The sequence below is a fragment of the Massilia sp. GER05 genome, from assembly GCF_052056005.1.
Taxonomy (GTDB): Bacteria; Pseudomonadota; Gammaproteobacteria; order Burkholderiales; family Burkholderiaceae_D; genus Telluria; species Telluria orientalis.
On the sequence record NZ_CP178858.1, the window covers coordinates 400,072 to 421,083 of the forward strand.

Genomic DNA, 21,012 nt, shown 5'->3' on the forward strand with positions numbered 1-21,012 from the left:
GATACTCTCTAAGTGCGGGTAACTGGATCGCTGTGCAGCCCATGCCAAGCTAATAGAGGGCAACGCACATGTGCGTTGCCCTCCGCGATCAAACCAGTACCCGCTCGATGCCGCCGTTGTTGGCGTTGGCCACGTAGTTTGGCATCCAGTTCTCGCCCAGCAGGTGGCGCGCGATCTCGACGACGATGTAGTCGGCCGTCGTGTCCGAATCCTCGTTGTAGCGATTCAGGCCCATCAGGCAAGCCGGGCAGCTAGTCAGGATTTTGACGTCACCAGCGAAGCCGTCGGCCCGCAGCTTATCCGCCCCTGCGACCATCTCCTGCTCCTTGCGGAAGCGGACCTGAGTCGCGATGTCCGGACGGGAGATGCCAAAGGTACCCGACTCGCCGCAGCAGCGGTCGTTCTTCTCGATCTTGACGTTGTCGACGGTCTGCACGAGCGCGTTCACGGTCTTCATCGAATCGCCCAGCTTCATCGGGTTGTGGCACGGTTCGTGGTACATGTAGCGCATCCCCGTCACGCCTTCCAGCTTGACGCCCTTCTCCATCAGGTACTCGTGGATGTCGATGATGCGGCAGCCCGGGAAGATCTTCTCGAACTCGTAGGTCGCCAGTTGGTCGTAGCACGTGCCGCACGAGACGACGACCGTCTTGATGTCGAGGTAGTTCAGCGTGTTGGCCATCCGGTGGAACAGCACGCGGTTATCCGTCATCATCTTGTCGGCCTTGTCGTACTGGCCGGCGCCGCGCTGCGGATAGCCGCAGCACAGGTAGCCCGGCGGCAGCACGGTCTGTACGCCCACTTCCCACAGCATCGCCTGCGTGGCCAGGCCCACCTGCGAGAACATGCGCTCGGAACCGCAGCCCGGGAAGTAGAACACGGCTTCCGTGTCGGCGTTCGTGACCTTCGGATTGCGGATGATCGGGACGAACTTGTCGTCCTCGATATTCAATAACGCGCGCGCCGTCTTGTTCGGCAGGTTGCCCGGCATCTTCTTGTTGATGAAGTGGATCACCTGTTCGCGGATCGGCGCCTTGCCGGTCGTCGGAGGCGGTGCCTTGGTCTGCTCCTTCGCCACGGCCTTCAGCACGGTGTTACCTAAGCGCTGGGCTTTGTAGCCGATATTGAGCATCCCCTTGCGCATCGTGTTGATCGTCGTCGGATCGGTCGCGTTCAGGAAGAACATGGCCGCGCGGTGGGCCGGCTTGAAGCTGCGCTTGTCCATCTTGCGCAGCAGGTTACGCATGTTCATCGAGACGTCGCCGAAGTCGATGTTGACCGGGCACGGCGTCACGCACTTGTGGCACACGGTGCAGTGGTCCGACACGTCCTCGAATTCTTCCCAGTGGCGGATCGACACGCCGCGGCGCGTCTGCTCTTCGTACAGGAACGCTTCGATCAGCGCGGACGTCGCGAGGATCTTGTCGCGCGGCGAGTACAGCAAATTCGATTGCGGCACGTGCGTCGTGCACACGGGCTTGCACTTGCCGCAGCGCAGGCAGTCCTTGACGCTGTTGGCGATCTCGCCGATGTCGCTCTGCTGCATGATCAGCGATTCGTGGCCCATCAGGCCGAACGACGGCGTGTACGCGTTGCGCAGGTCGGCGTACGCGGTGTCGCTGTTCAGGAGCTTGCCCTTGTTGAAGCGGCCTTCCGGGTCCACGCGCTGCTTGTAGTCGCGGAAGTCGCGGATCTCGTCTTCGGTGAGGAATTCCAGCTTCGTGATGCCGATGCCGTGCTCGCCCGAGATGACGCCGTCCAGCGAACGCGCCAGCTTCATGATGCGCTCGACGGCCTTGTGCGCGTCCTGCAGCATCGCGTAGTCGTCCGAGTTCACCGGCAGGTTCGTGTGCACGTTGCCGTCGCCGGCATGCATGTGCAGCGCGACGAACACGCGCGAACGCAGCACGCGCTTGTGGATCGCGGTGGCTTCGGCAAGGATCGGCTCATAGGCCGCGCCGTTGAAGATCTGGCGCAGCGGCGCGCGGATCTCCTGCTTCCACGAGACGCGCACCGTGTGGTCCTGCACGACGTCGAACAGTTTCGCGCCCGGCTGCTGCGCGAGGCGCGCCTGGAACGTGCCGGCGAGACCATCAAGGCCGACGTCGGCCAGCTTGTCGAGCACGTCGCCCAGCGGCTGGTCGAGGTTCGCCGTGATCCAGGTCCAGCGCGCGGACACGCGGGCCAGCAGCTCGTCGGCCTGCTGCGGACGGTCGCCGAGGATCTCTTCCTTCGACACGCCTTCGCCGGTCGCGTCGTCCGCCTTCGTCACTTCCAGGTTCCCGGCCGTGAAATAGGCGTGCAGTTCCTCGACGAGCTGCAGCTTGTTCTTGATCGACAGCTCGACGTTGATGCGCTCGATGCCGTCGGTGTACTCGCCCATGCGGTTCAGCGGGATCACGACGTCTTCGTTGATCTTGAAGGCGTTCGTGTGGCGCGCGATGGCGGCCGTACGCGAGCGGTCGAGCCAGAATTTTTTACGGGCTTCCGGGCTGACGGCGATGAAGCCCTCGCCCACGCGCGTGTTCGCGAGGCGCACGACTTCCGACGTGGCCAGCGCGACGGCGTTCTCGTCGTCGCCGACGATGTCGCCGAACAGCGCCATCTTCGGCAAAGTGCCGCGCTTCGATTTCGTCGCATAGCCGACGGCGCGCAGGTAGCGCTCGTCCAGGTGTTCCAGGCCCGCGAGGCGCAGGCTGGCGAATTCCGGCTTGCCGCTCTTCGGCAGGCTGTCGAGGTAATCCTTGATCTCGACGATCGACGGGATCGCATCGCGCGCCTGGCCGAAGAATTCCAGCGCGACGGTGCGCGTGTACTTCGGCATCTTGTGCAGGATCCAGCGGCTTGAGGTGATCAGGCCATCGGTGCCCTCTTTCTGGATGCCCGGCAGGCCCGCGAGGAATTTGTCGGTGACGTCCTTGCCGAGGCCTTCCTTGCGGAAGCGGCGGCCTTCGATGGCCAGCGTCTCCGTGCGGAACGGCTGGCCTTTCGGCGCGCCCTTTTCCGACGGGTGCGTCCATTCGAGCTTGAACGTGGCGACCGGGGCGTCGTGGATCTTGCCCAGGTTGTGGTCCACGCGCGTGACGTCGAGCCAGTCGCCGTTCGGGTCGACCATGCGCCACGACGCGAGGTTGTCCAGCGCGGTGCCCCACAGGACGGCCTTCTTGCCGCCCGCGTTCATCGCGATGTTCCCGCCGATGCACGAGGCGTGCGCGGACGTCGGGTCGACGGCGAACACGAAGCCGGCCTTCTCGGCCGCCTGCGACACGCGCTGCGTGACGACGCCGGCACCCGTGAAGATGGTCGCGTACTCGCGGTCGACGCCCGGCAGGCGCGTCATTTCGACCTCGCCCATCTGCAGCAGCTTTTCCGTGTTGATCACGGCCGACATCGGCGACAGCGGAATCGCACCGCCCGTGTAGCCGGTGCCGCCGCCGCGCGGAATGATGGTCAGCCCGAGTTCGATACAGCCTTTCACCAGGCCGGCCATCTCGTCTTCCGAGTCCGGCAGCAGGACGAGGAACGGGTATTCGACGCGCCAGTCGGTGGCATCCGTCACGTGCGACGTGCGGTGCATGCCGTCGAAGCGGATGTTGCGCTTGTCGGTGTAGCGGCCCAGCACGGCCTTGGCGCGCTTGCGCAGGTCGTAGGTGTCCGCGAATTCGCGGCCGAAGTCGTCGACGGCCTTGCGCGCGGCGACGAGCAGCTGCTCGACGGCGGCGCTGCGGCGCGCGGCCGTGGCGGGGTCGGACTCGCCGGCATCGACCGTCAGGCGGCGCTTGTCGACTTCCGCCAGGCGGTGATGCAGCGCTTCGATCAGCTTGGCGCGGCGCTTCGGGTTGTCCAGCAGGTCGTCCTGCAGGTACGGATTGCGGCGCACGACCCAGATGTCGCCCAGGACTTCGTACAGCATGCGGGCCGAGCGCCCGGTCTGGCGGGCACCGCGCAATTCATCCAGCAACTGCCACGATGACTCGCCCAGCAGCCGGATCACGATCTCGCGATCGGAGAACGACGTGTAGTTATAAGGGATTTCGCGCAGCCGGATGGGCGCGTTTTCTTCGAGCAGGGCGTGGATATTGGCAGGAGCGTTCATGGGGAGATCGACTGTCGTACTGACGCGTAGGACTCTCTATTCTAGCTTATTGCGATGCACCACGCTGGGGAAGGAATATTTTTTGCAACGGCGAAAAAGCAGAAAGGGGCGGAAAACGACGCTTTCGCGCAAATTTGTTTTGGTTGAACGCAAGAATTTCCGGCGAAAGCTCGGCATCGTGGTCGCGAGGGCATCTTATCCACGTCGACTTAACCTTGGTGCCATATGTATTTGTACGAAGCACCTCACTGCACCTGGGCTACATCAATTCCAGAAATTTTCAGGGCGACATGGCTTCGGCATAGGGGGACGAATCAATTGCGTTCGTTGCCTACGGGGCACAAGAGACCAAGCGAATCCGCTTTTGCTTCTTATCAACAACATTCAAGCTCTGTTGGTTACCTTGGCCGATGGAAAATCTGATACCAGATAACCCATCGGAGGTAATACATGGATAGGGGTCAAGCGATCTCGGCAGGCGCTGCGCTGTCGGTGTTCAGTCTCAATGCGCAGCACGACCGCTTGATGCGCCTGGAATTCCCCCGGGGGGACGGGCCTGATCCCATTCTCTTGCCGAACCGGATGTCGGCACGCGAAGAAGTGTCCCGCTGCTTCCGTGTCGAGGTCGAGCTCCTGTCCGATGACGCACGAATTCCCTTGAAGGCGATGATGGCCAGGATGGTGACGATTTCTATCGTGCGCGAAGACGGCTCGCTGCGCTACTTCAACGGCTACGTCACCGAATTCCAATTCATGCGCACTGACGGCGGTTTCGCGTTTTATCGCCTGGTGCTCGAGCCCTGGCTGGCCTTTACGAGGCTGCGCAAGGACAACGTGTCGTTCCACGGCAAGAGCGTCATCGAATTGACCGAACTGACGTTTGCCCGTTACCGCCAGGCCGACTGGCATGCGGCTATCGTCGGCGACTATCCGCGCATGACCTGCGCCAACCAGTACGACGAGACCGACTACAACCACCTGCACCGCCGTTGGGAAGATCTCGGGCTGCACTACTGGTATGAGCATCGGGCGGACGGGCATACGCTCTGGCTCAGCGACAAGAGCACGCTCGCGCAACCCATCGATCCGTCCGGGATCGACGATTCAGGAGAGATTCCGTTCCGCGACAAGGCCGGTTCGCTCGAATACGACGGCATTCGCGAATGGAGCCCTGCGCGGCGCATCGGTTCCGGCCAGACGACCCTGGCCAGCTTCGATTACAAGAATCCGATCGTGCAGCGGTCGACCGCCGAGTCACTGAATGATCAGGGCGACGTCTTTCCGTACGAGATCTACGAAAACACGGGATCGTACGGGTTTCGCACCTACGACGACGGCGAAAAACTCGCGCAGCAGCGCATGGGCGAGCGCGATGCGAATACCCAGTATTTCGAAGCGCGCGGCAACGATCGTACCGCCCAGCCCGGCCGATGCTTCAAGCTCGGCGGCCATTTCAGCGCCGAGCTGCAAGCGCCGAAGTGGGGTGAAGCGCCTCACCCCAGTATCGCCAACCGTGACTATCTGATCCTTTCGGTCGACCACGAAGCCAGCAACAACTACCGGGCCGGGCCGGGCGCGCCGTCGCATTACGAGAATTCGTTCCGGTGCGTACGCAAGGATATCCAGTGGCGTCCAGGCCGCCACTACAACAGCAAGCCCTGCACTTATCCCGGCATTCAGACGGCGATCGTGGCCGGGCCTGACGGTTCGGAAATCCATACCGATGGCTACGGGCGCGTCAAAGTCCAGTTTCATTGGGACAGGCTGGGCAATTACGACGAGAACAGTTCGCCTTGGCTCCGTGTCATGTCGCCAGGGGCTGGCGGCGAATTCGGGAATATTCGCTTGCCTCGGGTTGGTGAGGAAGTGGCGGTGGTCTATCTTGACGAGAACATTGATCATCCTGTGATTCTTGGGGCGCTGTACAACTTCACGCATATGCCGCCTTGGCAGTTGCCTGAGCAGCAGGCTTTGAGCGGGTTGCGGAGCCGGGAGCTGCAAGCCGAAGAAGGCAGTGGGCGAGGTAATCATCTGATACTGGACGATACTGCCGGCAGAATCCAGGCGCAGTTGAAAAGCGACCATCAATGCAGCCAACTCTCGCTCGGACATATCACTCGCATCGACGACACTCGCGGACGCAAAGATGCGCGCGGTGAAGGATGGGAACTACGCACTGATGGACACGGCGTTGCCCGCGCGGCAAAGGGCATGCTGATTACCACTGAAGCTCGACAGGGCGCGCACGGGGCGATCAAGGACGTCGAAGAAACCTCTCGGCGCTTCAATCTCGCTGTAGAGCAGCATCGAATTTTGGGCGAGCTTGCGCAAAAAAATGGCGCCCAAGATATCAGTAGCAACCAGGAGGACGTCGCTCTTTCACTCCAGACGCAGAACGACGCGATTACCGGCCCCTCCTCGGCAACTAGTGGCTTTCCTGAGCTGACGGAGCCACATCTGGTACTGGCGAGCCCTTCAGGAATTGCAACAACTACTGCAGGCGACAGCCACATTGCCAGCGAGCGCCATACGGCCATCACAACCGGGAAAAACCTTTCGTTGGCTGCAGGGACAAGTTTCTTCGCCACCATCCGTCAGACCTTCCGTTTATTCGTCCAGAAGGCCGGCATGAAAATGGTGGCTGCGGCCGGCGACATCGACATCCAGGCGCTCTCCGACAATATCAATCTTTTGGCGAAACTGTCGATTACGCAGACTGCAAACCGCATCACCATCAGTGCCAAGGAAGATCTCGTCATCAATGGCGGCGGTAGTTATATGAAGTTCGACGCCGGAGGCATTGAGCTCGGCACCAGCCGCTCTTTCATCGCGCACGCTGCAACTCACAGTTTTATTGAACCGAAAAATCTGTCGACGCCTGATATGCCAGTGGTGCAACGAATGCAAGTGGAGACGAAATTAAAACTGTCCCTCTGAATGCGGCATTAGCCTGGGGCCAGCGACCGCCCGGGAGAACGATCTTCTCCTAGTAACCGGTGATTGACATGCGAATTGATAAAGTCAAGCCATATTCTCGAAAAGAAAAGCTTCAATGTCGAAATCTCTTGAAATTCATAAGCGAAAAAAACAATCATGTTAATTAGCCCACCTTTTTTGACTGACAAGCATGATGAGAAGGATATTTTTGACACAGGTCTCCGATCAGTTGTGGCACGTGAGGCGACTACTTTGGCTCCAGAAGGAAATTATCCAGTGAGCCAATCTTTCATGTGGCACACGGGATTACATTTGCAGGCACCGAAGGTCACCGACGCCGGGTACGCTCCTGTACGCGCCATTGCCGACGGGAAGGTCGTCTTTGTGCACCAGCCTCGGCTGAAAGTCGAGGATCCGAACGACGGCCAAGCCTACAACCCGTTCGGGGCAGCCCCGAGCTGGTCGGACAATGGCATGGTCGTAATCGAACACACAACCGATATCGGAGCGGACGGTGACACGATAACGTCTGTGACCTTTTACTCCAGCTACATGCACCTGTCGCACGTTGAGACAGCGGTCGTGGTCGGCAAGGCAGTTTATCGCAAGGATAAGCTCGGCAAACCAGGGGCGATCTACAACCACGCAGGACAAATCGAGCTGAGCATTGCTTGCGACCGCGCAAATCTGCATAAGTTGATCGGCCGCGAACCGACATGGCAAGATCCTAAGCTGGCACCCACGGTCGACGGCCGGACTGACTCCTTATTTGGCGACATCTATTTCTATCTGCCTGCGTCGACGCCGGTCGTCATGACCGCGGCCAAGCCAAATGTGCACGTGAGAAGTGCCTATCACGGTACTGCGGTCTTAGGTGAGGCTCAATGGGTCAGGATGGATCTTGGCGGTAGCGGAATGGCACCCGGGACCTGTGTCTTCAGCACCTACAACACGGCATGGCAATTGATCGGCTCCCGGACGCCGGAGGCTGGCGCTGAATACACCCTTGATGAGGAGGCGGCAGCGCGCCACAAGAGTGCCGTGCAGTCTGGTGCCGCGAGGAGTAGCCCAAGTGGTTGGTACGAGTTACTGCGTTTCGGCCGCAATATCGGCAGAAGCTCGGAGGACAAGGACACACTGCCAGATGACGCTATGCATTGGAGGAAAATCCGGACGATTGCGGGAACGGACGTGTGGGCAGACTTGAATGCGGAGGGGAGCCGTAAATTCAGCGACGCCGACTTTCTGCCTGTCATAGGCTGGAATTGCTATGATGACGACGATAGCCCCAACGATCAAAAATGCGGTTCAGACAAGCTCAAGAACTTGATCGCCGATCCTGCGTCTCCGGACAGCAAGAACGACCTCGAACAATTGGCGAGACGTATCGGTAATGAAGAGGTACAGCTAAAGCTGGCCCACGTCATCTGCAAATTCCCGAATGAATGGGACAAGGCAACGTTGGAGACTCGCTATAAGTTTATGAGCGACCGACCGGACATCGCCGAGAATTCTGCAAGTTGGGACAAGGCGAAAAAACACCTGGAAGCGATGGGCATAGATGGTCTGCCGGGCAACTTCAAAAACGCGGAGTGGCATTTCCATCCAGTTGCGTTTATACGTCACTTCTCAAAGTGCGGATGGCTTAGCAGCCTAGAGCTTGCGCAATGCTTTCCTCGAAAGCAATTACATTTGCAAGGTACGAGTTTTCATGAGGTGCAGTGTAAATGGATCGATGCATTTGCACGGGCGACACGCTGGGCTGTGCATTTCAACAAGGCGACAAGGAAATACGGGGTCGCGAAAACGAGACAAAGACTTCTCCATTTCTTTGCCCACGTCATTCCAGAGACTGGTTATTTGACGCTGATGAAAGAAGGTGGTGGGCCGGCTTATCTCCAGTCGAAAGCCTATTATCCGTACTACGGCCGTGGCTTGATTCAGTTGACTTGGGAAGAGACCTACAGATCATACGGAAATTTCCGTGGCTTTCCGCATAAAATCACCAACGACGCATATAACGAAATAGGCTGGAACCCAGACATTTACATTGCACGCGACAACACGAACTTCAATGCGGCGAACTGCGCTGATTCAGCTGCATACTTTGTATTATATAAACAGGGATTATTGAGAATAATGGACCACGGAATTGCACAAAGCGATGCGATCGCCGCGAGCAAATCTGTCAATGGAGGGGGAAGTCATATCGAAAACCTGAATGGCCTGGACTCCCGGCTCCAGAGTATCCTTTTCTTGCGAGATATTCTGCTCGACTGGGTTGCGGAAGCGACATCGGAGACCATAATTTTCGACTGGAGAAGAAATAGTGAAAAAGAACCGACGGAGGAACTGGACTCACACGGCCACCGAAAAAAAAGGTTTGTCTTGAGGACTCCCTCTTGGCAAATTTCCGTTCCACTTGATAAACAGAGGCCAGGTGCTTAAATGAATAAACTATATACTTTGTTTTGCGTAACGATCCTTGGCTCGAGCATAGCGCACGCTGAAGTGCGGGTGGAGGAATCGTGCTGGACCCATGCGGCACGAGGTGGTTCCGACAAGCAGATTCAATTTGTTCTGAAGGCCTATAAGGATACGGATCTAGACAGGGAGGTTGGCGCCGTCGTGCAATATGTGGGATCGAAGGGCATAATCTCATTGGTGTTCACGAATTTCGTGAGAACGGATATGGAGGACGATCCAGATGCCGGAAATTACGAACTCACCCGAGTTGAGGTAATTGGCGGGAAGATTGGTGGCGAGTATGTTTTTGCTCAGGTCGGCTCTGGGATCAGGCAAGGCAAGATGGTTACGTATAGAAAATCCAAAACTGCAAAACCAATAAATTTCTACCATTCTTCCGATGGCGATGGAAGGTGTGGATTTAAGGTGAACTGAGCCTATTTCTTGAATTCGCAATCTAACGTGACGATTAAATTACCATGCCGCTCAAGATTATTGTAGTCGGAGACTCGACTGATCACGGCGGCAAGGTGATCAGTGGCTCGCCATCGCACGATGTCGACGGCAAGCCTATCGCGCGGCTGGGCGACCAGCGTGCCAGCGTCGAATGAAGGACGCTGCGTAGTTCGCCTCGGCGATTAAATCCGATCACGGTCAGATGCCAACCGGCATAGACCATCCACACACAACACCCGCGTCTATCCAAATACCCGGCTCGTCATCTCCCCAAGCCACCTCCACCACCCGTCCGGCACATACAGCAGCGTGACCGTCATGAACACGTAGCGCCCGAACTTGCCGATCGCCATATAGATCACGCTGGGCCAGAACGGCAGGTGCAGCCAGCCCGCCAGGGTGCACAGCGGGTCGCCGATGCCCGGCACCCAGGACAGCAGCATCGTCTTCGCGCCGTAGCGTTTGAGCCAGTGGAACCAGCGCGACGAGCGTTCCTTCGCGAACGCGACCTTGGCGCGGTAGCCGATCCAGTAGTCGACGATGCCGCCCAGCGTGTTGCCCAGCGTGGCGACGAGGACGGTGGGCCAGAACATCGCGGGATTCGCTTTCACGACGGCGAACACGGCGGGCTCGGAGCCGAGCGGCAGCAGGGTCGCGGAGACGAAGGCGATGAGGAATACCGACGTGAGCCCGACAGTGGGCACGGCGAGGAATTTCAGCAGCCACAGTACGGCGGATTCGATCATCGGAAAGAAGGGATGGACGGCGGAAGGATAAGTTGAGTACATTATAATGAGGAGCAACACCTCGCAACGACACGGTACGCCTGGCTCTACCAAGCCAGGCTGCCGCACTGCTCGCCTCGGTTACCCACCAAGCAGGACAGTCAGCGTCGCCCCGGAACCCGAACAGCCCCGCACCGATCATGACTACCGACTACCTCAAGAAAATCCTCACCGCGCGCGTCTACGACGTGGCCGTCGAAACCCCGCTGGAGTACGCCCCCAGCCTGTCGAAGCGCACCGACAACAAGATTTACCTGAAGCGCGAGGACATGCAGAGCGTGTTCAGCTTCAAGCTGCGCGGCGCCTACAACAAGATGGCCAACCTGTCGGAGTCGCAACTGAAACGCGGCGTGATTTGCGCGTCGGCTGGCAACCACGCCCAGGGCGTCGCCATGTCGGCGGCGCGCCTGAACTGCCGCGCCGTGATCGTGATGCCGACCACCACGCCCAGCGTGAAAGTGGATGCGGTGCGCGCGTTCGGCGGCAGCAACGTGGAAGTCGTCCTGCACGGCGAGTCGTACACGGATGCGTTCAACCATGCACAGATGCTGGAAAAGGAACAGAAGCTGGCGTTCGTGCACCCGTTCGACGATCCGGACGTCATCGCCGGCCAGGGCACGATCGGCGTCGAGATCCTGCGCCAGCATTCGGCGCCGATCCATGCGATCTTCCTCGCGATCGGCGGCGGTGGCCTGATCAGCGGCGTGGCCGCCTACGTAAAACAGATCCGCCCCGACATCAAGATCATCGGTGTGCAGACGAACGATTCGGACGCGATGGCGCGCAGCCTCAAGGCCGGCGAGCGCGTGACCCTGCCGGACGTCGGCCTGTTCGCGGACGGCACCGCCGTGCGCCTGGTCGGTGCCGAGACCTTCCGCCTGTGCCAGGAACTGGTCGATGAAATCATCATCGTCGACAACGACGCGCTGTGCGCCGCCATCAAGGACGTGTTCACCGACACGCGCAGCATCGTCGAACCGTCCGGCGCGCTGGCCATCGCGGGCGCGAAGGCCTACGTGGAACGTTCGCAGATGTCGAAGAATCCGGTGCGCGGCGAGACGCTCGTCGCCGTCGCGTGCGGCGCCAACATGAACTTCGACCGCCTGCGCTTCGTCGCCGAGCGCGCCGAGCTGGGCGAGGCGCGCGAAGCCGTGTTCGCCGTGACGATCCCCGAGCAGCGCGGCAGTTTTAAACGCTTCTGCGCGCTGATCGGGCCGCGCAACGTCACCGAATTCAACTACCGCATCAGCGACGAGCGCGAGGCGCACGTCTTCGTCGGCGTGCAGATCGGCAGCCGCAGCGAGTCCGGTACCGTCGCGCGCACGTTCGAGGAACACGGTTTCCGCACCCTCGACCTCACCCACGACGAACTGGCCAAGCAGCACGTGCGCCACCTCGTCGGCGGCAAGAGCGGGCTCGCGCACGACGAACTGCTGTACCGCTTCGAATTCCCGGAGCGTCCGGGCGCGCTGATGCGCTTCCTGGACACCCTGGCGCCGAACTGGAACATTTCGCTGTTCCACTACCGGAACCAGGGCGGCGACGTGGGCCGCATCCTCGTCGGCCTGCAAGTGCCGTCGGGCGAGATGGACGAGTTCCGCGAGTTCCTCGCGACGCTCGGTTATCGCCACTGGGACGAGAGCGCGAATCCGGTCTACAAGCTGTTCCTTTGATATGCATGGTGGGCTCGGGGAGCCCACCCTACGGCAAACGATATCGTAGGGTGGGTACCCCGTGCCCACGAATAATGTACCCGTAACGCATCCATGAGCGGTGCGCGCAACGATCGCGGGAAAGGTGTACGATACGCCGCTTTGCCGCCGCCGGACGGCATCGTCACGCACGTTGGCCGGCTTCGAGTACACACCATGACCAATACCCCTGAACAATCGCCTCTCGGCAAAAACTCGGCCTACCAGACCGAATACGCGCCGGAGCTGCTGTTTCCCATCCCGCGCCAGCAAAAACGCGCCGAACTCGGCCTGGCGGGCACGCTCCCCTTCTTCGGCGTCGACATCTGGAACGCCTATGAATTGTCGTGGCTGAACATGCGCGGCAAGCCGCAGGTCGCCATCGCGACCTTCACGGTGCCGGCCGATTCGCCCAACATCGTCGAATCGAAATCCTTCAAGCTGTACCTGAATTCGTTCAACCAGACCCGGCTGGCCAACACGGACGCCCTGCTGGCCCTGCTGCGCGAAGACCTGTCGAATGCGGTCGGCGCGCCCGTGCACGCGGCGCTGACGCTGCCCGAAGAGTTCGACAAGCTCAAAATGGGCGAGCTGGACGGCCTCCTGATCGACCGCCTCGACGTCGAGATCGACAATTACAGTCCGTCGCCGGAACTCCTCAAGGCCAACCACGAGGAAGCCGCGGTCGAGGAAACCCTCGTGTCGCACCTGCTCAAATCGAACTGCCTCGTCACGGGCCAGCCCGACTGGGGCAGCGTGCAGATCCGCTACGTCGGTCCGCAGATCGACCAGGAAAGCCTGCTGCGCTACCTGATCGGTTTCCGCGAGCACAACGAATTCCACGAGCAATGTGTCGAGCGCATCTTCACGGACATCCTGCGCCAGTGCAAGCCGAACAAGCTGGCGGTCTATGCCCGCTATACCCGGCGCGGCGGCCTGGACATCAATCCGTGGCGCGCCAATTTCAGCACCGCCAAACCGCCGAATTTGCGTGCCGCGCGCCAATGAACAATGCGGATGGGTGATTTTTGATCGTTCGTCCCCATCTACAGTGTACGTTTCCGGCGACATCCTTCACGAGGTTTCCGGATGTGTAAAACGGCAACTCAGCGCTAGAAAAATCGGCAAAAGAGGCCCCGGGAAGATGTTTCATGCGTGAAACCCGGGATTTCGTGGCGGAAATTGCGCTCGTCGGAACGCCGAGTACGGGGTCTTTGCGCAAAGGTTTGCGGCAGGGATCACACAGGCGTCGGACGGCGTGCAAAATCGAATTACACGGCCATAAAACAGGCCTATAATTCCCGCTCGCAAGCACCCAGGGTGCACCGCAATAGAAGCGTGTTATGACTAATCTAAGCAAAATCCTCTCGCTCGAGAACGTGCAGCTGGACATCGAAGTGTCGAGCAAGAAGCGCGCCTTCGAGCAGGCCGGCCTGATCTTCGAGAACAACTGCGGCATCGCCCGCTCCACCGTGTCGGACAACCTGTTCGCGCGCGAGCGTCTCGGGTCCACCGGACTCGGTCATGGCGTCGCCGTGCCGCACGGTCGCATCAAGGGCAGCAAAAGCCTCAAATCGCCGCTGGCCGCGTTCGTGCGCCTGGCCGAGCCGATCCCGTTCGAATCGCCGGACGGCCAGCCGGTGAAACTGCTCTTTTTCCTGCTGATCCCGGACCACGTCACGCAACAGCACCTGGAAATCCTGTCGGAGATCGCGGAACTGTTTTCGGATGAGGCAATCCGCACGGCCTTGAGCACGGACACGGATCCGAAGTCCGTCTACGAACGCATCATCAACTGGCAACCGAGCCTGCAAGCCCTCGGCTGACCTTGCGAAAGCGACCATGCTGCAGACCCCGCTGACCATCCAACGGCTGTACGACGACAACCGCGACAGCCTGCAACTGGGCTGGTTCGCCGGATTTCCAGGCGGAGAACGCCAGATTTCCGGCGACGCCGTCTCCGCCGCGGACCAGGTCGGCCACCTGAACCTGATCCACCCGGGCCGCATGCAGGTGTTCGGTCACCAGGAACTGAATTACTACCAGCGCCTGAAATCCGGCTCGCGCAGCCACCTGATCGGCGAACTGATCGCTGGCGGTCCGCCGGCGCTGTTCATCGCGCAGGGTCTCGACACCCCGCCGGACATCCTCGCCATCTGCGACGAGCAGAACATCCCGCTGTTCTCGACGCCGCTGCCGGCCGCGCAGGTCATCGACTACCTGCGCGTGTATCTGTCGAAGAAGCTGGCGCAGCGCGTCATCATGCACGGCGTGTTCATGGACGTGCTGGGCGTCGGCGTGCTGATCACGGGTGACTCGGGCCTCGGCAAGAGCGAGCTGGGCCTGGAACTGATCTCGCGCTCGCATGGCCTCGTCGCCGACGACGCCGTCGAATTCTCGCGCATCGCCCCGAACATGATCGAGGGCCGCTGCCCGCCGCTGCTGCAGAACCTGCTCGAAGTGCGTGGCCTGGGCCTGCTGGACATCAAGGCGATCTTCGGCGAGACGGCGGTGCGCCGCAAGATGCGCCTCAAATTGATCGTCCACCTCGTCAAACGGGGCGCGCTGGACGAGGAAGTCGAACGCCTGCCCTTCCACTTCCCCACCGAGGACGTGCTGGGCCTGCCGATCCGCAAAGTGGTCATTCCCGTCGCGGCCGGCCGCAACATCGCGGTGCTGCTGGAAGCCGCGGTGCGCAACACGATCCTGCAGCTGCGCGGGATCGATACGCTGCAGGAGTTCATGGAACGACAGCGACAAGCAATGAGCAGCGATTAGCGCTGCAGTGGAGTGCGGGCCAAGCATGGCCCGCCCGTTCCGCAGGCGCGGAGCGGTGCTCCGCGAAACCCCTGCTCCACCAGCGACAAGCAATGAGCAGCGACTGAGCATACGAAAGTTCAGTCCAGGAATCCGCTCCCCACGGCACTGTTGCAAATACCTCATCCATAAGCCTTGTGCGATGCGGCAAAGACTTGCCGATGCTATCATCGCGCCATGCGCATCCTACTCATCACCGGTATCTCGGGCTCCGGTAAATCCGTCGCCCTGAACGTCCTCGAAGACGCTGGCTACTATTGCGTCGACAACCTTCCCCCCGCCCTGCTGCCGGCGCTCGTCGGCAGCATCGAAGGCGACGAAACCAGAACGCATCGCCGTCGCCGTCGACGCGCGCAGCGCGGAGTCCCTGGCCGAGCTGCCGACGACGGTTGCCGCGCTGCGGGAGGAAGGCCACCAGGTGAAGGTGATCTTCCTGACCGCCAGCACGCACTCGCTCGTCGCCCGTTTTTCCGAGACGCGCCGCAGCCACCCGCTGTCGCACGAACTGCGTCCGGGCGAGAACCCGGCGTCGCGCCGCACGCTGATCGAATGCATTTCGGAAGAACGCGACCGGCTGGGGCAGATCGAGAAGATGGGCCACGTGATCGACACGTCCGAACTGTCGGCCAACAAGCTGCGCGCATGGATCAAGGAACTGGCCGAGGTCGCCTACGCGCCGCTGACGCTGTATTTCGAATCGTTCGCATTCAAGCGCGGCGTGCCGCTCGATGCCGACTTCGTGTTCGACGTGCGCGCCGTGCCGAATCCGTATTACGACCTCACCTTGCGCCCGCTGAACGGCAGGGACGCGCCCGTGATCGCCTTCCTCGACGCCCAGCCGCAGGCGGCCGAGCTGCTGTCCGACATCCGCGCGTTCATCGCCAAGTGGCTGCCGTCGTTCAAGAAGGACAACCGCAGCTATCTCACCGTGGCCGTCGGTTGCACGGGCGGCCAGCACCGCTCCGTGTACATGGCGGAGCGGCTCGGCGCGTATTTCAGCGACACGGAACGCGTCGTCGTGCGCCACCGCGAGCAGCCCTGACACCGCCAACACGACGCATGCTTCACGCGTGGCACGTTTCATTTGAGGCCCCCGGCCTCAAATGCCCACCGTACGTGATCCCGGCGTAGGCGGGCTCGCCGAGCCCGCGCGGAAATCAAAAGAACTCGTCGAGCAGCCGGTAGAAGCCGCTCTTCACCGCAGCGGACCGGCCGGTTCGAATTTCGCGAACAGCACGGGGCGATCCGGTGCGTCCAGGCGGAACGCGTCTGCTTCCAGCGAGATCACAAAGCGCGCAAGGGATGCGCGTGTTCAGGCCAGAACGGGCGCGAAGAACCACGCGACCATCTCCGGCGTGACCGCATCGAGCGTGGGCGGATTCCAACGCGGCGCATTGTCCTTGTCGATCACGAGCGCGCGCACGCCTTCGAGCACTTCGCCGTGTTCGAACGTGCGGCGCACGAGCGAGCGCTCCATGCGCAGGCAGTCCGCGACGCCGAGCGCTTCCCCGCGCACGAGCATCTCACGCGTTACCGACATCATCAGCGGCGAGCGCTGGCGCAGCGTGGCCAAGGTCTTTTGCGCGAACGGGCTCCCATCCGTCTCCAGCGATGCCATCACGGCCGCGACGGAGTCCGCGCCGAAGTGGCGGTCGATCGCGTCGCGCTGCGCTTCCAGTTCGCTCGCGCCGGCCGGGAACGGCGCGGCGAACGCGCGGATCGCGGCGGGCAGTTCCGCGCCCGGCGTCGTCTCGATCAGCGCGCGCAGCGCATCCAGCTGCGCGCCCGGCACGAACACGTCGGCCAGGCCGACGTAGATCGCATCGGCCGCGCCGATCGTCACGCCCGTCACGCCGAGATAGTGGCCGAGGCGGCCCGGCGCGTGCGACAGGAAGTGGCTGCCGCCCACGTCCGGGAACAGGCCGATGTTCACTTCGGGCATGGCGATCTTCGAGCGCTCCGTCACGATGCGCAGGCCGCAATCCGGCCCGCCCTGCGCGATGCCCATCCCGCCGCCCATCACGACGCCATCCATCAGCGCAATGTACGGCTTCGGATAGAAGTGAATGAGGTGGTTGAGCGCGTATTCCTCGGTGAAGAAATCTTCCAGCAGCGGGCTGCCGGTCTGCGGCGTGGCGCGGCCGGCCTCGTGGAAAAAGCGGATGTCGCCGCCGGCGCACAAGGCCTTTTCGCTGCTGCTTCCGATGACGACGGCGTCGATCGATGCATCGTCGCGCCAGGCGAGCAGCGTGGCGGTGAGCGCACGGACCATGTCCAGCGACAGCGAGTTCAGCGCCTTCGGGCGGTCCAGGGTGACGATGCCGCTGCGGTTGGCAACCCGCGTCAGAACGTGTGCAGTCATGTCTCGTTGTTATTGAAATAATCAGAGCAGCATTGTAGCGCCCATAAAAACTAAAAGGGCGCCGATGCGCCCTTTACTCCTTGGTGCTACTGCACGCGTGGCATTACGCCGCGGCGGGCTCCTCCTCCCCACCTTCGGACATGCGCTTGATACACGCGTTGTCATGATCCTTGAGCATTTGCTTGTACTTGACGACCTGGCGGTCCAGGCGGTCCATCAGCATGTCGATCGCGGCGTATAGATCGTGCGCGGCACTGGCGACATGGACGATCTTGCCCGCGAGGCGCAGGTTGATCTCGGCTTTCTGGCGTTTTTCTTTCTCGGTGAGATTGTCGATGCAGAGGATGACGTGTGAGTCGATCACTTGATCGAAATGACGGGTGATGCGTTCGAGCTTGTTCTGTACGTATTCTCGGATGGCTGGAGTTACATCGAGATGATGTCCGCTGATTGTGAGATTCATACACACTCCTTTGAAGATGCACTGCCTGCCGTGCGCGCATCTGCGCAATGGGACAGTGTTTGTTACAAGGATTTGCGGAGACTGACGGGCGGGATTTTCAGCGCCTCACGGTATTTTGCGACCGTGCGTCGCGCGATGACCATTCCCTGTTCCCCTAGCATCTCCGCGATCTTGCTATCGGATAATGGATTCTTGGGGTCTTCTGCTCCTGTGAGTTGTACGATGAGGGCCCGTATTGCCGTCGACGATGCTTCGCCTCCCGCTTCGGTGGCAACGTGACTCCCGAAGAAATACTTCAACTCGAACATGCCGTGCGGGGTCAGCATATATTTCTGAGTTGTGACTCGAGAAATTGTGCTCTCGTGTAGACCTAGTGTATCAGCTATCTCACGTAAAACAAGGGGCCGCATCGCGACTGCGCCGTGGGAAAAAAAGTTGCGCTGCCGATCGACAATTGCCTGAGCTACACGCAGGATCGTGTCGAAGCGCTGGCGCATGTTCTTGATGAGCCACTTGGCTTCCTGCAACTGCGCGTTCATCTGCGCTTCCGATTTGCCCTGCTTCATCAGCGACGCGTACAGGCTGTTCACGCGCAGGCGCGGCATCACTTCCGGATTCAGCTGCACGCTCCAGCCATCCTTGGCGCGGCGCACGATCACGTCGGGCACGACGAAGTCCGACACGTCCGACGCGAACGCCGCGCCCGGATGCGGATTGCACTGGCGGATGACGGCCTGGGCTTCGCGCAGGTCTTCGTCGTCGCAATCGAGCGCCTTCTTCAGCTTGTTGAATTCGCGCTGCGCGAACCACGTCAGGTATTTTTCGACGATGACGAGCGCCATGCGCCGCGTCACCATCGGCACGCCGGGCATGCGGCGGATCTGCAGCGCCAGGCACTCGGCCGCGCTGCGCGCGCCCACGCCCGGCGGGTCCATGCTCTGCACCATGGCGAGCGCCGTGCGCAATTCGTCGAACTCGATCTCCAGTTCTTCCGGCAGGCGCGCATGGATGTCTTCCAGCGGTTCTTCCAGATAGCCGTTGTCGTCGAGCGCATCGACGACGAGTTCCACGAGCGCGCAGTCGCGCGCCGCGCAGCACGTCAGGCGCACCTGCTCCATCAAATGTTCGCGCAGCGTGACGGGGCTCGCTTCCAGCTGCGGGCGGCCGTCCTCGTCCTCGCCGCCGCCGCTGCCGCTGCGGCCGTATTCGCCCCAGTCCTCGCCGCCTTCGCCGCCGCTTTCTCCGCTGTCGCCGCCGGCGTCACCGCCTTCGCCATTGCCGCTCTCGGCGGGCGCACTGCCGCCTTCGTCGCCATTGCCCTGCGCGGCCGGCGCCTCGCCCGCCTGTGACGAGGACGGGGCACTGTTGATGGCGCCGTCGGCCAGCAACCGCACGGAGCGGTCGAGCGGATCGTCGAGCCGTTCGAGCAGCGGGTTCTCGCTCAGGACCTGCTCGATTTCCTGGTGCAGCTCGAGCGTGGACAACTGCAGCAGGCGGATCGATTGCTGCAGTTGCGGCGTCAGTGCAAGGTGCTGTGAGGTCTTGAGTTGCAGCGTCTGTTTCATGACTACATTCGGAAGTGTTCGCCCAGGTAGACGCGGCGCACCGATTCGTTGGCGATGATGTCGTCGGGACGGCCCGATGCCAGCACCGCGCCCTGGTTGATGATGTAGGCGCGGTCGCAGATGCCCAGCGTCTCGCGCACATTATGGTCCGTGATCAGCACGCCGATGCCGCGCTCCTTCAGGAAGCGCACGATGCGTTGGATCTCGATCACGGCGATTGGATCCACGCCGGCGAACGGTTCGTCCAGCAGCACGAAGCGCGGATTGGTCGCGAGCGCGCGCGCGATCTCCACCCGGCGGCGTTCGCCACCGGACAGCGACAGCGCCGGGCTCTCGCGCAGCTTCTCGATCTGCAGCTCGGCCAGCAGCTCGTCGAGACGTTCGGTGATGCGCGCCTTGGTGAGCGACTTGCCGTTCTCGCGCTGCAATTCCAGCACGGCGCGGATGTTCTCTTCCACCGTCAGCTTGCGGAACACGGACGCTTCCTGCGGCAGGTACGACAGTCCGAGCAGCGCGCGCCGGTGGATCGGCAGGCCGGTGATGTCGGTGCCGTTGATGTCGATGCTGCCGGCGTCCGACGGCACGAGGCCCACGATCATGTAGAACGAGGTCGTCTTGCCTGCGCCGTTCGGGCCCAGCAGGCCGACCACTTCGCCGCACACCACCTGCAGCGACACGTCGCGTACGACGAGCCGCTTGCCGTAGCTCTTCTGCAGTCCCTTGACGACGAGGGTGCTGCCGCCGCATTCGGCCGGCGCGGCCTGCGTGCCTGCTTCCATCGTGTGCGCCTCCGTCATTGCTTGCCTGCCGGAGCGGGAGCGGCGCCGGCGGCAGGGGCGCGGCGCGGCTGCAGCGTGATGCTGCCGCGGCCATTGCCCGGCTTGTCCGTGCCGTTGGCGTCGTTCAGGCCGAGCAGCTTCTCGTTGCGGTTATCGTAGGAGATGAATTCGCTGGCCATCTCCTGCGTGACCTTCTTGCCCTCGAGCTGGCGGATGACGGCCTTCGAGAACAGCTTCACGATGTCGTTGCGCTCGTCGTATTCGATGCGCTGGGCCTGGCCCTCGCCCCACAGGTCCGGGCCGCCATCGCGCTTCTGGCGGAAGGTCGCGAGCTTGCCGGGATTCGCGGTGAGGATGAAGGTGCGCCAACCGTCCGGCGATTCCTTGACCTCGGCGCGGTCGGACTTCAGGATCATGGTGCCGCGCGTGATGACCACGTTGCCGGTGGCGACGTAGTTCTGCGTGACCTGGTCGACGTTGGCGTTGTCGAACGCGATGTCGACGGGCTTGAGCGCGTCCGCCTTCTCGGCCGAGGCAGCCAGCGGCACCAGCAGGAAGATGGCGGCGGCGAGTATTTTTTTCATTCGATAGTCCT

14 protein-coding genes and 2 pseudogenes are annotated in these 21,012 nt (G+C 61.4%); 9 read left to right on the forward strand and 7 right to left on the reverse strand.

Going from position 1 to position 21,012, the window contains the following annotated elements; genetic code table 11:
• Positions 1–88 precede the first annotated feature (88 nt).
• A complete protein-coding gene (locus ACL58G_RS01755) occupies positions 89–4,096 on the reverse strand; it encodes a DUF3683 domain-containing protein (RefSeq protein ID WP_440964845.1) in 4,008 nt (1,335 codons plus the stop codon).
• Between the two features lie 450 nt (positions 4,097–4,546).
• Between ACL58G_RS01755 and ACL58G_RS01760 the strand changes: the two genes are divergently transcribed.
• From ACL58G_RS01760 to ACL58G_RS01775, 4 genes are all read left to right on the forward strand, one after another.
• A complete protein-coding gene (locus tag ACL58G_RS01760; protein WP_413386217.1) occupies positions 4,547–7,033 on the forward strand; it encodes a type VI secretion system Vgr family protein in 2,487 nt (828 codons plus the stop codon).
• A gap of 276 nt (positions 7,034–7,309) precedes the next feature.
• Positions 7,310–9,481, forward strand: coding sequence for a hydroxyethylthiazole kinase (locus ACL58G_RS01765; protein ID WP_413386216.1), 2,172 nt, complete (start codon positions 7,310–7,312; stop codon positions 9,479–9,481).
• The gene (locus tag ACL58G_RS01770; RefSeq protein WP_413339691.1) at positions 9,482–9,934 is read left to right on the forward strand and encodes a hypothetical protein; all 453 of its coding nucleotides are present in this window, start codon (positions 9,482–9,484) and stop codon (positions 9,932–9,934) included.
• A 44-nt stretch (positions 9,935–9,978) separates the two neighbouring features.
• Entirely contained in the window at positions 9,979–10,110 is a 132-nt protein-coding gene (locus ACL58G_RS01775) for a PAAR domain-containing protein (RefSeq protein WP_413386215.1), read from the forward strand.
• A gap of 87 nt (positions 10,111–10,197) precedes the next feature.
• On the opposite strand, the gene ACL58G_RS01780 is transcribed toward ACL58G_RS01775, so the two are convergent.
• Positions 10,198–10,701, reverse strand: a complete 504-nt coding sequence (locus tag ACL58G_RS01780; RefSeq protein WP_413386214.1) for a YqaA family protein — start codon at positions 10,699–10,701, stop codon at positions 10,198–10,200.
• Between the two features lie 179 nt (positions 10,702–10,880).
• Between ACL58G_RS01780 and ilvA the strand changes: the two genes are divergently transcribed.
• From ilvA to rapZ, 5 genes and pseudogenes are all read left to right on the forward strand, one after another.
• The gene (gene ilvA, locus ACL58G_RS01785) at positions 10,881–12,413 is read left to right on the forward strand and encodes a threonine ammonia-lyase, biosynthetic (RefSeq protein WP_413339685.1); all 1,533 of its coding nucleotides are present in this window, start codon (positions 10,881–10,883) and stop codon (positions 12,411–12,413) included.
• Positions 12,414–12,608: 195 nt separating this feature from the next.
• A complete protein-coding gene (queF, locus tag ACL58G_RS01790) occupies positions 12,609–13,439 on the forward strand; it encodes an NADPH-dependent 7-cyano-7-deazaguanine reductase QueF (RefSeq protein ID WP_440964848.1) in 831 nt (276 codons plus the stop codon).
• A gap of 335 nt (positions 13,440–13,774) precedes the next feature.
• Positions 13,775–14,257, forward strand: a complete 483-nt coding sequence (locus tag ACL58G_RS01795) for a PTS sugar transporter subunit IIA (protein WP_259448148.1) — start codon at positions 13,775–13,777, stop codon at positions 14,255–14,257.
• Positions 14,258–14,273: 16 nt separating this feature from the next.
• Positions 14,274–15,209: an HPr(Ser) kinase/phosphatase gene (hprK, locus tag ACL58G_RS01800; protein WP_036238906.1), complete on the forward strand. Its 936-nt coding sequence runs from the start codon at positions 14,274–14,276 to the stop codon at positions 15,207–15,209.
• A gap of 216 nt (positions 15,210–15,425) precedes the next feature.
• A pseudogene (rapZ, locus tag ACL58G_RS01805) lies at positions 15,426–16,290 on the forward strand (RNase adapter RapZ).
• A 242-nt stretch (positions 16,291–16,532) separates the two neighbouring features.
• On the opposite strand, the pseudogene ACL58G_RS01810 reads toward rapZ, so the two are convergent.
• The 5 genes and pseudogenes from ACL58G_RS01810 to lptA all read right to left on the reverse strand — a co-directional run bounded on the left by ACL58G_RS01810 (position 16,533) and on the right by lptA (position 21,001).
• A pseudogene (locus ACL58G_RS01810) lies at positions 16,533–17,610 on the reverse strand (enoyl-CoA hydratase/isomerase family protein).
• A gap of 103 nt (positions 17,611–17,713) precedes the next feature.
• Positions 17,714–18,073, reverse strand: a complete 360-nt coding sequence (gene hpf / locus ACL58G_RS01815; protein ID WP_036238902.1) for a ribosome hibernation-promoting factor, HPF/YfiA family — start codon at positions 18,071–18,073, stop codon at positions 17,714–17,716.
• Between the two features lie 62 nt (positions 18,074–18,135).
• Positions 18,136–19,638: an RNA polymerase factor sigma-54 gene (locus ACL58G_RS01820; protein ID WP_440964850.1), complete on the reverse strand. Its 1,503-nt coding sequence runs from the start codon at positions 19,636–19,638 to the stop codon at positions 18,136–18,138.
• A 2-nt stretch (positions 19,639–19,640) separates the two neighbouring features.
• Positions 19,641–20,435, reverse strand: coding sequence for an LPS export ABC transporter ATP-binding protein (gene lptB / locus ACL58G_RS01825; RefSeq protein ID WP_440964852.1), 795 nt, complete (start codon positions 20,433–20,435; stop codon positions 19,641–19,643).
• Positions 20,432–21,001, reverse strand: coding sequence for a lipopolysaccharide transport periplasmic protein LptA (lptA, locus tag ACL58G_RS01830; RefSeq protein WP_413337890.1), 570 nt, complete (start codon positions 20,999–21,001; stop codon positions 20,432–20,434). The genes lptB and lptA overlap by 4 nt, the downstream gene beginning before the upstream one ends.
• Positions 21,002–21,012: the final 11 nt, after the last annotated feature.